Annotated in this window: 6 protein-coding genes and 8 pseudogenes; 12 read left to right on the top strand and 2 right to left on the bottom strand. The window is 41.6% G+C overall.

Annotation, left to right across the window (positions count from 1 at the left end; genetic code table 11):
• The first annotated feature begins 150 nt into the window (after positions 1-150).
• The 6 genes and pseudogenes from cmk to pyrF all read left to right on the top strand — a co-directional run bounded on the left by cmk (position 151) and on the right by pyrF (position 5,342).
• Positions 151-839: pseudogene (gene cmk / locus RS130_RS14620) on the top strand ((d)CMP kinase).
• 109 nt (positions 840-948) lie between these two features.
• Positions 949-2,619, top strand: coding sequence for a 30S ribosomal protein S1 (rpsA, locus tag RS130_RS14625; RefSeq protein ID WP_316028070.1), 1,671 nt, complete (start codon positions 949-951; stop codon positions 2,617-2,619).
• A gap of 112 nt (positions 2,620-2,731) precedes the next feature.
• On the top strand, positions 2,732-3,022 hold the full coding sequence (gene ihfB / locus RS130_RS14630) for an integration host factor subunit beta (RefSeq protein ID WP_316026539.1): 291 nt from the start codon (positions 2,732-2,734) through the stop codon (positions 3,020-3,022).
• A gap of 156 nt (positions 3,023-3,178) precedes the next feature.
• The gene (locus RS130_RS14635) at positions 3,179-3,457 is read left to right on the top strand and encodes a lipopolysaccharide assembly protein LapA domain-containing protein (protein ID WP_316026540.1); all 279 of its coding nucleotides are present in this window, start codon (positions 3,179-3,181) and stop codon (positions 3,455-3,457) included.
• A pseudogene (lapB, locus tag RS130_RS14640) lies at positions 3,457-4,642 on the top strand (lipopolysaccharide assembly protein LapB). The gene RS130_RS14635 and the pseudogene lapB overlap by 1 nt, the downstream one beginning before the upstream one ends.
• A pseudogene (gene pyrF / locus RS130_RS14645) lies at positions 4,632-5,342 on the top strand (orotidine-5'-phosphate decarboxylase). The pseudogenes lapB and pyrF overlap by 11 nt, the downstream one beginning before the upstream one ends.
• Positions 5,343-5,362: 20 nt before the next feature.
• Here pyrF and RS130_RS14650 read toward each other — a convergent pair.
• Together RS130_RS14650 and ald are read right to left on the bottom strand one after the other, a co-directional pair.
• Positions 5,363-5,986: a CBS domain-containing protein gene (locus RS130_RS14650; RefSeq protein WP_316026541.1), complete on the bottom strand. Its 624-nt coding sequence runs from the start codon at positions 5,984-5,986 to the stop codon at positions 5,363-5,365.
• A 250-nt stretch (positions 5,987-6,236) separates the two neighbouring features.
• A pseudogene (ald, locus tag RS130_RS14655) lies at positions 6,237-7,363 on the bottom strand (alanine dehydrogenase).
• A 128-nt stretch (positions 7,364-7,491) separates the two neighbouring features.
• On the opposite strand from ald, the pseudogene lrp reads away from it, so the two are divergent.
• The 6 genes and pseudogenes from lrp (at position 7,492) to serS (ending at position 14,286) form a co-directional block, all read left to right on the top strand.
• Positions 7,492-7,980, top strand: a pseudogene (lrp, locus tag RS130_RS14660) (leucine-responsive transcriptional regulator Lrp).
• Between the two features lie 136 nt (positions 7,981-8,116).
• Positions 8,117-10,554 (top strand): annotated as a pseudogene (locus tag RS130_RS14665) (DNA translocase FtsK).
• Between the two features lie 28 nt (positions 10,555-10,582).
• The gene (gene lolA / locus RS130_RS14670; protein WP_316026542.1) at positions 10,583-11,158 is read left to right on the top strand and encodes an outer membrane lipoprotein periplasmic chaperone LolA; all 576 of its coding nucleotides are present in this window, start codon (positions 10,583-10,585) and stop codon (positions 11,156-11,158) included.
• Between the two features lie 83 nt (positions 11,159-11,241).
• Positions 11,242-12,599, top strand: a pseudogene (locus RS130_RS14675) (replication-associated recombination protein A).
• A 1-nt stretch (position 12,600) separates the two neighbouring features.
• Positions 12,601-12,981: a fluoride efflux transporter CrcB gene (crcB, locus tag RS130_RS14680; RefSeq protein WP_316026543.1), complete on the top strand. Its 381-nt coding sequence runs from the start codon at positions 12,601-12,603 to the stop codon at positions 12,979-12,981.
• 10 nt (positions 12,982-12,991) lie between these two features.
• Positions 12,992-14,286: pseudogene (gene serS / locus RS130_RS14685) on the top strand (serine--tRNA ligase).
• Positions 14,287-14,486 lie beyond the last annotated feature (200 nt).

The raw sequence follows: 14,486 nt of genomic DNA on the forward strand, positions 1-14,486 counted from the left end.
TTCCGCTCATTTGTTCTCCTTGCCTTACTAAGCTACTTGTAAATTTTCCTTCCTTTGCTCATAAGTTAATGAATTGTAATCTAAGTGTCATTGCTTATCTCAAATCTATGCGTATAATTGCGCCCGATTTTCACTGGCTCAGGAGAGCTCATGCATATAGAACCTGTCATTACAATCGATGGACCAAGCGGCGCAGGTAAAGGGACCGCTAGTACGTTACTCGCTAAAAAGCTCGGTTGGCATTTTTAGACAGCGGCAGTATATATCGTGTTTTAGCGATAGCCTCAATTCATCATCAAATTCCAGTTGATGATGAAGCTGGGTTAATGCCTTTAGCATCAGGCTTGGATGTAAATTTTGAAACCACAGACAGTGGCGTAAAAGTCATTTTAGAAGGTGAAGACGTCAGCGATACGATCCGTACGGAAGAAGTCGGTTCGGTTGCTTCGCAAATTGCCTCTTTACCAATGATTAGAGAAGCCTTACTAAGGCGACAAAGAGGATTTAAGCAAGCCCCCGGATTAGTTGCAGATGGTCGAGATATGGGCACTGTGGTTTTTCCAGAAGCGCAAGCTAAGATCTTTTTAACCGCCAGCGCCGAAGAACGAGCGAATAGGCGCTACAAACAGTTGAAAGATAAGGGCCATGATGTTAGTATTCGCCGCCTTTTAGCAGACATAGAAGCCCGTGACGAGCGAGATGCAAATCGAGTTGTTGCGCCTTTAATACCTGCTGAAGATGCACTGGTTCTAGATTCAACAGCCTTGAATGTAACCCAAGTGCTTGAAAAAATTGAGTTATTTATTACTGAAAAATTAAATAATATTTCGGTTAAGTAAATATCTTTATATTAAAACTACACCAAGTTATGGATGATTTGGTCATGAATAACAACCCCACGCTAACTGGATTGTAACGTGGATGTCAAAAAGAAATTTATTAAACACTATGATTGAAAATTTTGCTGATCTATTTGAAGAAAGTTTAAAAGAACTTGAAACCCGTCCTGGCTCTATTGTTAAAGGTACTATCGTTTCTATCGATAAAGATATAGTCCTTGTAGATGCTGGACTTAAATCTGAAAGTGCTATTCCGGTTGAACAATTCAGAAACGCTGACGGTGAATTAGAAGTTGCTGTTGGTGATAAAATTGATGTGGCCTTGGATGCAGTTGAAGATGGCTTCGGTGAAACAATTTTATCTCGCGAAAAAGCGAAACGTCACGAAGCTTGGGTCGAATTAGAGAAAGCTTACACTGAAAAAGAAACGATCATTGGTGTGATCAACGGTAAAGTTAAAGGTGGCTTTACGGTTGAAGTGAACACTGTTCGTGCTTTCTTACCTAGTTCATTGGTTGATGTACGTCCTGTTCGTGACACGGCTCACCTTGAAGGTAAAGAGTTAGAATTTAAAGTTATTAAACTTGACGCTAAGCGTAACAACGTTGTTGTTTCTCGTCGTGCTGTTATCGAAGCAGAAAGCAGTGCAGAGCGTGATACTTTGCTTGCTAACCTTGAAGAAGGTCATGAAGTTAAAGGTATCGTTAAGAACCTTACAGACTACGGTGCTTTCGTAGATTTAGGTGGTGTAGATGGTCTTCTACATATCACTGATATGGCTTGGAAGCGTGTTAAGCACCCAAGTGAAATTGTTAATGTTGGTGACGAAATCAACGTTAAAGTGTTGAAGTTCGATAAAGAAAAATCTCGTGTTTCTTTGGGCATGAAGCAAATGGGCAACGATCCTTGGCAAGAAATTGCAAACCGTTACCCTGAAGGCGCTAAATTAAGCGGTGCTGTAACTAACCTGACTGACTACGGTTGTTTCGTTGAAATCGAAGACGGTGTTGAAGGTCTAGTACACGTATCTGAAATGGATTGGACTAATAAAAATATTCACCCATCTAAAGTCGTTAACTTAGGTGACGTATGTGAAGTTATGGTTCTTGAAATTGACGAAGAGCGTCGTCGTATTTCTCTTGGTCTTAAGCAATGTATCCCTAACCCATGGGAAGAGTTCGCTAAAGCACAAAGTAAAGGCGATAAAGTTTCTGGTAAGATTAAATCTATCACAGACTTTGGTATCTTCATCGGTCTTGATGGCGGCATAGACGGTCTAGTTCACTTGTCTGATATCTCTTGGAACAAAACTGGCGAAGAAGCCGTTCGTGACTTTAAGAAAGGCGACGAAATCTCTGCTGTTGTTCTTCAAGTTGACCCAGAGCGTGAGCGTATCTCTCTTGGCGTTAAGCAAATTGAAGAAGACCCTTTCAATCAGTACATCACTGATACTAAGAAAGGTACAATCGTTGTTGGTACAATCACAGCTGTTGATGCTAAAGGCGTAACTGTTAAACTTGCTGATGAAGTTGAAGGTTATATCCGTGTAGCTGACTTAGCGCGTGAACGTATTGAAGATGCTAATGAAGTTGCTACAGTTGATACTGAAATCGAAGCCAAATTTATGGGTGTAGATCGTAAGAATCGCGTAGTTAACTTGTCTGTTAAAGCGAAAGATCAAGCAGACGAGAAAGAAGCGTTAGATAAAGTCAATCAACAAGAAGAAGTTGGTTTCAGTAACGCTTTTGCTGATGCATTTAAAGCAGCTAAAAACGACTAATAAAGTCTATGGCAAGCGCGTTAACTATTTTTAAAATAGGATTATTTTTGACAAATAGGCTAACGCGTTTATTATCGGTAGTAATAGCTTTTTGATTGATGGAGTATTTTAAATGACAAAGTCAGAACTTATTGAAAGACTAGCCGATAAAGCACGTCGGGTTCCTGCTAAAGATGTAGAGTCTGCGATAAAAGAAATGTTGGAGCAAATGGCGCAAACCTTACAAAAAGGTGAGCGAATCGAAATTAGAGGTTTCGGTAGTTTTTCTCTACATTATCGTGCTCCACGTGTTGGGCGTAATCCTAAAACAGGTGAAACAGTAAAATTGGAAGGTAAGTACGTTCCTCACTTTAAACCTGGAAAAGAATTGCGTGAGCGGGTTAACGAAAGCTTAGCTAATTGATTTTTATAAAAAATTTTAAAACGGCACTCCAATATGGGTGCCGTTTTTGTTAGAGTAGCATTATAATCTTTTCAATGTTTATTCGTCAGTTGAATATCCTACAGAAGTTATATTTCCATTATCGTGTAAAACTAACGTATTCACAGGAGAGCATCGTTGAAAATTAAAGGGTTATTACTGCTAATTTTTGTTTTGTTTGTATTAGTGATCGCGGGTTTTATTGGTTCACAGAATGGTCATTTTGTTGCGGTGAATTATTTAATTAATGATTTTTCCGAGCAAGTTAAAATGTCAACCCTATTAGGTGTGACATTCGTCCTAGGTTTTGGTTTTTGTTTTATTTTAATGACTGCATATGTGCTACGATTAAAATGGAAAATAACCAGTCTAGAGAGAAAGAATAAGAAACTCTCACAGGCATCGCATACTCTCTAATGTTAGAAACTCTTTTTTATTACTTCCCGTTGCAGCCTTGGTATGGCTGGATCATGGGCCGCAACAGCGTTCGTCAAGCGCAACGCAAACAGTCTAGTATTTTAGCTAAACACTATTATCGAGGACTCAACTTTTTACTGTCTGATGAGCCTGATAAAGCGGTCGATACGCTTATTAAAATGATTGATCTAGATAGTGATACGGTAGAGACTCATATCGCTATGGGGAAGTTTTTCAGACATAGAGGGAGTTAGACCGAGCAATACGGGTGCATCAAAATTTAGTCAGTAAAGATGAAATCTCAGCTACCTTGCGAGAAACGGCACTATACGAACTAGGTAGAGATTATATTTTGGCTGGATTTCTTGAAAGAGCCGAAAACGCATTTTTGCAATTAATGAATAGCCAAAAGCACTTTCTTAACGCCCAAATCCAACTGTTTAATATCTATCAGTCGACTAAAGACTGGCCCAAAGCAATAGAGTTAGCAGAGCAAATGATGGGTGCTGGCGGTGACAGCGATGAACTCTGTGCACGGGTTGCACATTTTTATTGTGAGCAAGCCTCGATTGACATCAGAAATAATCAATTTGAACAAGCTGAAAACAATCTTAATAAAGCCTGTTTAGCAGATGATAATGCCGTTCGTCCTTGGCTTATGTTAGGGCAAATGCACATGCAACTAGCGAAATACGACACAGCAATAGAGCATTTAGAACAAGTGCCCGTTCGGGATGTGAATTGGCTAAGTGAGGCAATCCCACTCATCGCCGAATGTTCAGATAAACTAGCCAATAGTGATAAATTCAATCAAATACTAGAAAAGTATTGGCAGCTTTGTGCAACCGCCTATTTAGCCAAAGTAAAGCAATTGGCTAAAACAGGTGAGAATGCTAAGGCGGCAGAGGTATTGCTGGAACAATTAAAGAAACACCCCACTATGAAAGGGTTTAAGACTTTAATGGGGTTGTATATTGATTTACAAGGGCAGGACGTACAGGGTAATGGAATCAGTCAACCAGTAGTCTTGTTTTGTTGAAAGAATTAGTAGAAGAGCAAATTAAACAAAGGCCTAAATACAGATGCCATAGTTGTGGTTTTTCTGGTGGGCAAATTCATTGGTTATGCCCATCATGTAAAAAGTGGGGAACGGTTAAACCTATTAAAGGCCTTGATGGAGAGTAAAGTGCAAGATCCAAAAGTCGTCGTTGCGTTAGATTTTGATAAACAACAAAAGGCCGAAGCGTTTATCGATCGCCTAAATCCAGAGCTATAGTCGTTTAAAGATAGGCAAAGAAATGTTCACCCATTTTGGCCCTAGCTTTGTGAAAAGGTTGGTTGCTGATAAATATGATGTGTTTTTAGACTTAAAATTTCATGATATTCCCAATACAGTTGCCAAAGCCTGTCAAGCGGCGGCTGATTTAGGTGTATGGATGGTTAACGTGCATGCATCTGGGGGGCCGAAAATGATGGAGCATGCTCAAGTAGCCCTTGAAGCTTACGGTAATGACAAACCACTACTAATCGCGGTGACTGTTTTAACTAGTATGGATCAGCAACAATTATCAGCAATTGGAATACAAGCAACCCCGAAGAACAAGTGCTTAGGCTTGCTAAATTAACCCAGCAGAGTGGTCTGGATGGGGTCGTCTGTTCAGCACAAGAAGCACTTTTGTTAAGGCAAAATCTAGGAAAAGAATTCTTATTGGTAACGCCGGGAATTCGGCCTACCGGTGCAGATATCGGTGATCAAAAACGCATTATGACACCCGAGCAAGCGATCACGGCAGGAGTAGATTATATGGTTATTGGGCGACCTATTACCCAAGCCGATGACCCGTTAGCCGCACTTATTGCGATTAATCATTCAGTTCAATTATAACTAGGTATTATTAAACGTAGTTAGTGCAGTAACAGTTTACGTCCTAATTCACTGACCTTCAGCAGACTTGGTGATTGGGACGCATGAGCGAAGTTTTTGCCTATATATAGCAAATGAAGCATTGTTAATGCTTCATTAAATTCGTCAATATGTCCATACCAGTGACCACTCCTTTTAAAATGCCTTTGTCGGTAACAAACAATCTGTGAACATGGTTTTTTTCGATTAAGTTGTAGGCCTCGTAAACACTTGTGTTTTCTGTTACTGAAAATACGCTGTGAGTCATTAATCGAATTAACCGCACAATAATCATTGGCTTTGTCTTGGATCCGCTTTATTTCAGACTTATCAATTGTTCCACCAAAAGGGCCACAAAATTGAGTGACAAGCTTTTCTATTTCACTCTCACTAGGTTCATGGCTTTCAAACCTTATGATGTCTGATTGCGTCACTACACCAACAAGTTCGTCATCAGCCGCAATTACCGGAGCGCCAGAAATGTTGTGTTTAATAAAGAACTTTGAAAGTCGCCGGATAGACCACCCTTCGTAAACGGTTAGCACACCGTCAGACATAATTTGAGAAACCGTCATTTGACGTAAATTGTGCTTGATATTCTCACTTACATTTTGCTCAGTAACCATAGGATACACCTTTATTTTTAGTCAAAATAAAACAATGTATATTGAGTGTAACCTAAAATTCATGGGTGTAAAGTGAGTGAAACATCACCAACAGTGCTCATTGGCCCGTTAAGGTTGTCGAGAAGCAATTAAATGAATTGAAGTTAGCAGCAAGGAATAATTAAGGATGGTGAATGCCACTTTCATACATGTAAAATTTATAACAGCACAAATAGGATAGGAGGCCAACGCCTCTTCTAGTCAGAATATATCAGATATTCAGCGCCTGTCTCGCATCTAAATAATCGAGGTTAAGTTGGGTGGCAACTGCTTTATAAGTGACATTGCCAGCATGCACATTTAAGCCGTTAAGTAAATGGCTGTCATCGGCCAGTGCTTGCTGAAGACCTTTGTTGGCTATATCTAAACCATGTTTTAGCGTGGCATTATTTAAAGCGATAGTGGCAGTCCGGGCTACTCCCACCAGCGGCATATTTGCCACACCGGTAATGGACAACGCCATCAATTATGTAGGTAGGGTCTTGATGTGTCGTGGCTTTAGAGGTTTCAAAGCATCCACCTTGATCTATTGCTACGTCCACAACTACCGAACCTTCTTTCATATTTGCAATGTGCTTCTTGGTTAACAATTTAGGCGCTGATGCACCTGGAATGAGTACAGCTCCCACCACTAAATCTGCCTCGGCTGAGTATTTATCAATAGCTTCAGTGGTTGAATAAACGGTTTTCAGCCGTCCGGAAAAAATGTCGTCCAGCTGTCTTAATCTGGCAAGTGATTTATCTAGAATGGTTACCTCTGCACCTAATCCCAAGGCCATTTTTGCAGAATTAGTGCCTACTACACCGGCCCCAATTATCAGTACCTTGCCTGAGTGCAACCACCATGGAACGCCTCCCAATAGTGTGCCACTACCGCCATGTGACTTTTCTAAATAGTGGGCGCCCGCCCGTACTGCCATTCTACCGGCAACTTCACTCATTGGTGCTAAAAGTGGCAAAGTGTTTTGATTGTCAGTAATTGTCTCGTAGGCAATGCAACTTGCTGCAGATTGCAACAATAAGTGGGTTTGTTTTGGATCAGGCGCTAAGTGTAAGTAAGTGTATAAAATTTGACCCTTACGTAACATTTTGCATTCACTTTCTTGTGGCTCTTTTACTTTAATTATCATCTCTGCATTGGCGAAGATGTCTTTAACATCGACCACTATTTTAGCGCCGGCATCGATATAGTCTTGGTCAGAAAACCCTATGGCACTGCCCGCATCTTTTTGTACCCACACTTGATGATGGCAACGGATAAATTCGATAACGGATGCAGGCGTTAGCCCAACGCGGTATTCATGATTCTTAATTTCTTTCCGGGACGCCTATTAACATGTGGATTTCCTAGTGAAGTGAGTGAAAATATTTGGCGAATTATAAAATAAGTTATCCGGTTAATTGTTGGTTTATTTTTGTTTATGCAGTATATAATACCGTTAAAATCAAATTTATCGGTATTTAATATGCTAATAAAAACCCCTAAACATATAGACCGTATTGATAGAAATATCCTTATTGCCTTGCAAAAAAACAGTAAAATTACGAATTCAGAATTGGCTATGCAAGTTGGGTTAAGCGCAAGTCCTTGTTTAGAAAGAGTTAAACGATTAGAAACCCAAGGCTATATTACCGGTTATCATGCTAGAGTCGATCCTGCCAAACTAGGCGCAGCCATGTTGGTGTTTGTTGAAATTACCCTAAGCAAAACATCGGTCGATATTTTTGAAAGAGTTCTCGGCGGCCATTCGTACTCATGATGATATTCAAGAGTGTCATTTGGTATCAGGTAGTTTTGATTTTTTATTGAAGGCTCGCGTGGCTGATATGTCTCAGTTATAGAAAGCTATTAGGGGACACATTATTGCGTTTACTTCGGGGTTAGCGAATCTCGAACTTACGTTGTTATGGAAGAAATCAAAGAGTCAACCCAAGTGAAAATAAGCGTAAAGTAAAAAATCTCTTCAGGATTGTTTAATTACCGAGCGATAGACAGTAGTGCGCTAGGATTTTATCCTGTCGGCTGGTATCTTATAGCTATTCAATTTTAACGGGCTTTTTAGTCTAAAAACTCAGAACGAATACTAAATTATGGCAAGACTCACAGGCATACAAAGAATTATGGAAGTAGGCATGATTATCAGTGCTGCATTTGCATTTTTCTTGCTGTCTGGCTATTGGCGTCATTTCATCCAGCAGATCCGGGTTGGAGTCAGGCTGGGCTGCAAACTAATGTCACCAACTGGGTCAGGGCCAATTGGTGCTTGGTTTGCGGATATTCTGTTTTTTACTTTAGGTACATTTGCTTATACCTTGCCATTTTGTAGCGCGTTTTTAGGTTGGTTTTTGTTCCAGCAAACCAAAAATCTACTGGAGGTCGATTATTTAAATATTGGCCTAAGAATAATCGGTGGCTTGTTGTTTATCTTAGGTGCAACTGGCTTATTGAGCCTCAACGCCAGTGACATTCACAATTATTCGCCCGGTGGGGTAGTGGGGGATATTCTGAGTTCTTCGCTAGTGCCATATTTTAGTTTAGTGGGCACAACATTGTTATTACTCAGCTTTTTTTTGCGCTGGGGTAACATTGTTAAGTGGTCTTTCTTGGCTCACTATCGTTGATAAGTTGGGAGAGTTTGCTATTTGGATTGGGATGGCACTTTACCGTGCACCGACCAAGTTAAAAGAATCATCCACTCCTTTGCTTAATCTTAAAAAGCCGAAAGAAGAGGCGCAAGCCACCGCTAAGCCTGTTGTAACTGAAGATAACTTTTGGAACAGTGAACTGCAAGATAATATGGAGGACATAGATAATAGGGATACACCTTTTATTGCAGAGCCGGTGGTCCCGCAAGAGATTTTGGACGATCCGGAAACTACTCCACCTTCAAAAAGCCCTATTTCTGTTAGTGAACTTAAGAAAAAAATTAGTCTATCTCGCAACAAGCCGAAAACTGAAACAGCGGCTAAAAAAGAGCCTGTCGTTGAGTCAACGCCAGAAACATCGATAGATGAAGATATCGAACAAGGGCCTATGCCTTCATTTGAATTATTAGAACGCCCAGATAAGATTAAGAATCCAATCACTCCTGAAGAATTGGAAATTGTCTCTCGTTTGTTAGAAGCGAAGCTAGCGGACTTCAACATCGAAGCTAAAGTGGTAGGAGTCTATCCAGGGCCCGTTATCACGCGTTTTGAAATGGATTTAGCGCCGATGCGTGAAGGTTAGTAAAATTACAACCTTATCAAAAGATCTCGCTCGCTCTATGTCGGCTATTTCAGTACGAGTAGTTGAAGTCATGCCCGGTAAATCAGTGATTGGATTAGAATTACCTAACAAAAAGCGCGACATGGTAAGGTTGAGCGAAGTCATAGTTGACGATCGCTTTCAGTCGTCAGAGTCACCGTTGACTATGGTGCTTGGCGCAGATATTTCTGGTAAACCAGTGTTTGTTGATTTGGCTAAAATGCCACATTTACTCGTGGCAGGGACCACCGGATCGGGTAAATCGGTCGGCGTAAACGTGATGATTTTAAGCTTGTTGTATAAGTCTACGCCTGAAGATGTGCGAATGATTATGATCGATCCCAAAATGCTGGAACTATCCGTTTATGAAGGGATACCGCATTTGTTGGCGGAAGTGGTCACCGACATGAAGGAGGCTGCCAATGCCTTGCGTTGGTGCGTGGGCGAAATGGAACGCCGTTACAAATTAATGTCAGCTCTGGGCGTGCGAAATCTAAAAGGCTTTAATACAAAAGTGTTAGCGGCGATAGAGGCAGGAGAGCCTATTCGTGATCCCTTGTGGAAATCGGAAGAGAGTATGGAAACCGAAGCCCCATTTTTGGAAAAATTGCCAGCTATTGTGGTTATAGTGGATGAATTTGCCGACATGATGATGATTGTTGGTAAAAAAGTAGAAGAGCTTCCATTGCCCGAATTGCGCAAAAGGCTCGAGCAGCTGGAATTCCTACTTAGTAGCTTGCCACGCAAAGGCCATCAGTAGATGTGATTACCGGGTTAATTAAGGCCAATATCCCCACTCGAATTGCATTCCAAGTTTCTTCCAAGATTGACTCAAGAACAATACTCTGATCAACAAGGTGCAGAAGCATTGTTAGGGGCAGGTGATATGCTGTACTTACCACCTGCAATCTGGAGTTCCCACCTCGTGTTCACGGTGCATTTGTTGATGATCATGAAGTTCATGCAGTGGTAGCTGATTGGAAAAAACGTGGGGCACCGCAATATATAGACGAAATTTTAAACGGCGACGCTAATGCCGAGATCTTACTTCCATGAACAGCCAGAAGGCGAAGACCAAGAATTTGATGTCTTTTATGATGAAGCGGTGGCATTTGTTACCGAGACAAGACGTGCCTCCGTGTCTAGCGTGCAGCGTAAATTCAGAATTGGTTACAATCGTGCCGCCCGTTTAGTGGAACAAATGGAGTCTAGTGGCGTCGTAAGTTCACAAGGCCACAATGGCAACTGCGAAGTGCTTGCCGCGCCAGCGCCAAGAGACTAACTATTTTATGACAGAGATATGATTTTTTATGCATAGATTTTTTTCGGTAAAGTTATCAAAAATACTGCTTATCGGCACGTTACTTGGGGTTAACGCCTATGTTGCCGCAGAGCAAAGCGAGCCAGCCATCAAGCCTTCGGCTGCTAAACTGGCGTTGCAGTCAACACTGGTGCAACTAAAAAGTTATCAAGCCGCCTTTAGTCAAAAGGTGGTTGATATAGAAAACACAGTCTTGCAAGAAGCACATGGTACTATTTCATTGTTGCAACCGAATAAGCTTTATTGGGAGCTATTGCCGCCGAATGACAATATTTTACTGGCCGATGGTCAAACTTTATGGAATATCGATTCATTTATGGAGCAGGTGGTTGCCTATAATCAAACATCTGCTATCGAGAATAATCCGTTAATATTGTTAACCGATCCCCATAGTGATAAGTGGTTAGAGTTTACTGTTACTCGTAAAAATAATGACTACACCATCAAGCCCATTGCCCAAACGGGTAACGTGGAAACATTACGTTTACGATTTGACAGCAATAATCAGTTGATCCAGTTAGAAACCACAGACGCAAAAGCAAGTGAGTACATTATCGTTTTCTGATATTTCTCAAAATCAGCCTTTGTCCGCAGATAAGTTTATTTTTACCATGCCAGAAGGTTATGAACTGGATGATCAGCGGCGCTATGACCGAGGCCTTTGATTTTAACTCTGAGTACTCAGATGGTTTAGCTGATGAATTTATTCCGCTAGCAGCTAGGAATGCGGCCAAGTGCAATTGACCAATACTTTGGACAACAGCACATAGTGGGTGAAGGTAAGCCTTTGCGAGCCGCCTTATTGCGAGGCCAATGTCATTCCATGATCCTTTGGGGACCACCAGGTACAGGTAAAACGACGTTAGCTGAGTTAGTGGCTAACCACTGCAATGCTCATATCGAGCGCCTTTCTGCGGTCAGTAGTGGCGTCAAAGATATTCGCCAAGCTATTGAAAATGCCAAAATATTCGCTCAGCAACAGCAACGAACAATTTTATTTGTTGACGAAGTACATCGATTTAACAAAAGCCAACAAGATGCTTTTTGCCTTATATTGAAGATGGCACGGTGACATTTATTGGCGCCACTACAGAAAACCCGTCATTTGAATTAAATAATGCACTCTTGTCTAGGGCCAGAGTCTATGTGCTGAAAAGTCTTGATAGCGCGGATCTATGCTTGGTTTTAAATCAAGCCCTAACGGACGAAAAGCGAGGTTTAGGAAAGTTGGGGTTAGCCATCAATTCAGATGCCAAATCTATCTTGTTAGACTTAGCGAGTGGTGATGCCAGACGATTACTCAATTATCTTGAACTTACCGCCGACTTTTTGCCCGTCGATGCCAAGGATAAAGTATTGACCGCGGACATGGTTAAGCAGGCGGTAGGCGAAAAAGTGGCACAATATGATAAAGGCGGTGATTCTATTTTATGACCTCATTTCGGCCTTTCATAAATCTGTTCGGGGGTCAGCTCCTAACGCGGCCCTGTATTGGTATGCTCGGATGTTAGTGGCCGGTTGTGATCCCTTATATGTGGCAAGGGTTTACTAGCCATTGCTACTGAAGACATTGGCACCGCAGACCCTCGGGCCATGCAAGTTTGTCTAAATGCCTGGGATATATTTCATCGAGTAGGGCCATCGGAAGGCGAGCGAGCCATAGCCCAGGCTTACGCTGTATTGTGCTAGCGCAGCCAAGAGCAATGCCGTATATGATGCCTTTAAATCGGCAGTGCGATCAGCAAAAGATACCTCTGACTTGCCCGTGCCCGAACACCTTCGTAATGCACCAACCAGTTTAATGAAAGGGTTAGGCTACGGAGAAGAGTACAGATATGCGCATAATGAGGACTATGCCTATGCCGCCGGAGAATGTTATTTTCCCGAGCAATTGATGAATACTGAATATTACCAACCTAGCGAACGAGGGTTGGAAAAAAGCTTGGCGAGAAACTGGCTTTTTGGAAGAGTTAGATAAACGTAGTCAAAACAAAAGGTATACATAAAATGCAGAGTTTGACTGTTTATCTTTTCATTGCCATAGGTGGGGCTTGTGGGGCTTGTCTGCGTTATTTTATTTCGCAACTGATGCTTCAGTGGTTTGGAAAAGGGTTTCCTTTTGGTACACTTCTGGTCAATGTGATAGGGTCCTTTTTATTAGGGTTTTTATACGCTTTATTAGAGCACGGTCAACTTGAAGCTGCATTATGGCGTACCACCGCTGGTGTAGGATTTTTAGGGGCACTTACCACGTTTTCAACATTTTCAGTTGACACAATAATGTTGTTTCAACAAGGTTTATGGATAAAAGCAGGGCTCAATATATTTTTAAACATAACCTGCTGTTTGTGCGCGGCATGGTTAGCCACTCAATTAGTTAAAGGTTAGATAAAACAAGATGTTAGATCCAAAATGTTTACGTAGCGATATTCAACAAACCGCAGAAATATTAAAAAGAAGAGGGTTTGGCCTAGACGTAAATTCCTTTACCCAACTGGAAGAAAAACGCAAGGCTTTACAGATAAAAACCCAAGAATTACAGAATGAACGCAATGTGCGCTCAAAGTCTATCGGCAAAGCTAAGGCGGCAGGAGAAGATATTCAACCTCTACTAGCCGAAGTCGGAAAATTGGGAGAAGAATTAGACGCAGGCAAAATCGCATTAGCTGAGTTACTTGAAGAGATTGCTGTGGCATCGCAAAATATTCCGAATTTACCTGATGTTTCTGTTCCAGCGGGTGAAAATGAAGATGATAACGTTGAAATATTGCGTTGGGGTACGCCTCGTCGTTTTGACTTTGAAGTAAAAGATCACGTGGATTTAGGCTTAGCGATTAGCAATGGTTTAGACTTTGAAACGGCAACAAAATTGACCGGCTCTCGCTTCGTTGTTTTACGAGGACAGATCGCTAAGTTACACAGAGCATTGGCGCAGTTCATGTTAGATTTACACACAGAAGAGCATGGTTATACAGAAATGTACGTACCTTTATTAGTAAATGAAGCAAGCATGACAGGTACAGGCCAATTTCCGAAGTTCGTCGGAGACGCTTTTCATGCTAAGCCTGCTACTGAAGAAGGCCAAGGATTGTCACTGATTCTCAACGTCGGAAGTGCCGTTAACGAATATTGCTCGTGATGAAATTTTTTCAGCCAAAGAACTGCCGATTAAAATGACAGCTCATACTCCATGTTTTAGGAGTGAAGCGGGGTCTTATGGCCGTGATACACGAGGACTAATTAGACAGCATCAATTCGATAAAGTGGAAATGGTACAGTTAGTTCATCCGGATAAGTCATTTGAAGCACTGGAAGAGCTAACCGGCCACGCAGAAAAAGTACTTCAACTGCTAGAGTTACCTTATCGTAAAGTTCTGTTGTGTACAGGTGATATGGGCTTTGGCGCATGCAAGACATATGATTTAGAAGTGTGGTTGCCAGCGCAAGATACATATCGTGAGATATCTTCATGTTCTAACATGTTAGATTTCCAAGCCCGTAGAATGCAAGCTCGATTCCCGTAGTCCTGAAACAAACAAGCCTGAACTATTACACACGCTAAATGGTTCGGGGTTAGCTGTTGGCCGTACTTTAGTTGCCATATTGGAAAACAATCAGCAGGCTGACGGCTCAATTACCATTCCTAAAGCGTTACAGGCTTATATGAACGGTCTTGAAGCAATAGGCAAATAGACTGGGTAGATAATGAGAAGCCGGTATACCTTAAGGTATACCGGCTTTTTTTATTCATAATTCAGTACTCGGCTGAAATGAACGTCCCAGCGGCTTTTGCTCGGCAATCTCTGTACTTGAAAGGGAGCGACCATTCCTGTTTTCCGTCCCCTTGTGCAAAAAACGCTGGATCGTTCTGAGCGCATAGTTAATGTTGATCT

The organism is Paraglaciecola aquimarina, assembly GCF_032464635.1.
Classification (GTDB): domain Bacteria; phylum Pseudomonadota; class Gammaproteobacteria; order Enterobacterales; family Alteromonadaceae; genus Paraglaciecola; species Paraglaciecola aquimarina.

Coding starts and splice junctions, on each gene's coding strand:
- rpsA (WP_316028070.1), top strand. CDS start 949: ATGATTGAAAATTTTGCTGATCTATTTGAAGAAAGTTTAAAAGAACTT.
- ihfB (WP_316026539.1), top strand. CDS start 2,732: ATGACAAAGTCAGAACTTATTGAAAGACTAGCCGATAAAGCACGTCGG.
- RS130_RS14650 (WP_316026541.1), bottom strand. CDS start 5,986: ATGGTTACTGAGCAAAATGTAAGTGAGAATATCAAGCACAATTTACGT.
- lolA (WP_316026542.1), top strand. CDS start 10,583: ATGCATAGATTTTTTTCGGTAAAGTTATCAAAAATACTGCTTATCGGC.
- crcB (WP_316026543.1), top strand. CDS start 12,601: ATGCAGAGTTTGACTGTTTATCTTTTCATTGCCATAGGTGGGGCTTGT.